1 protein-coding gene is annotated in these 989 nt (G+C 34.9%); it reads right to left on the bottom strand.

The genetic code is table 11. From position 1 onward, the window contains the following. Positions 1–437 (bottom strand): hypothetical protein (locus M595_RS27915; RefSeq protein ID WP_023069906.1); only part of this gene is annotated, 437 nt, incomplete at its 3' end. Between the last annotated feature and the right edge of the window lie 552 nt (positions 438–989).

Below are 989 nucleotides of genomic sequence, written 5' to 3'. Positions count from 1 at the left end.
TTTTGCTTATGTTCTTCAACTTTATCTTTAAAAGAGGCTAAAGAGGCTTGTTTCCACAGTTTTGTGTTTTTCAGGATTAAAGGTATCCATTTTTTATAGAGTAGAATGTATTTGTCCGTCGTCTTCATTTCTAAGGAATTTATAGTATAGACGGGGATATTTTGATATTTATCTTTAACTTGACTGGGAACAGATAAATGTTCTCTTAACGGAGCAACATAAATACCAATAGTTTGAATATATGGATACTTTTCAATCGTTTGGCACATCGCTTCAAACAACTGGTGAGTCTTACCCGAACCCGTACCATAATTAATGAGCTTGAATTGTGAATGATTTTCTTGAAAACTCTTTTCTATGATGTTTAAATAAGAATTGAGAATCTGATCGCGAATTAATTTTAACTGTCCAACAGCAATATTTCTTTCTTCTTGCATTATCAGTAACTAATTCTCTAAGTTCGTGGGTATCTTTATAAGGATAGTACAAAGGTTTTGTATTGCTTACTTTATTTTATTTTTTCTATATAATCTTTTATTAAAGGTGATAAGATGTGGCCTCTTTAAGTCCTGATCTCACCCGTCATATCAAGCGATTTAGGGATTATCTGATTGATATGGAGGCTATTCCATCTGCCTTACAGCCTTGGATGCTGGTTTTTTAGCCACATCTATTACAAATCTTTACACCATGTTCAATTTTCCACGTATCTCCTCTTTGCACCAAAAAGGAAGTAATGGAATGAGAGCTATTGGTAAAATATAGAAGAATGCGGTTAGCATTGATGCACTCAGATTTTTTCTCCAAGAAATAAATGAGTATAAGCGCCACTTTTGGGGGCAAATTTTGCTTGCCTACTGTTGCTTAAAATATTTGTAAAGCAGATCAGACCCTTGTACACCCATTTCTGCGAGTTTTTGTTCTATTGCATTTAAAGCAAGCTGGGAGGGTTTGGCGCGTCCTCTTTCCCATCGGTTCACCGTTTGAAA

Origin of the sequence: Lyngbya aestuarii BL J, from assembly GCF_000478195.2 — a bacterium.
Classification (GTDB): Bacteria; Cyanobacteriota; Cyanobacteriia; order Cyanobacteriales; family Microcoleaceae; genus Capilliphycus; species Capilliphycus aestuarii.
Note: the sequence above shows the minus strand (reverse complement) of the source record. Positions and strands in the feature narration are given on the sequence as shown.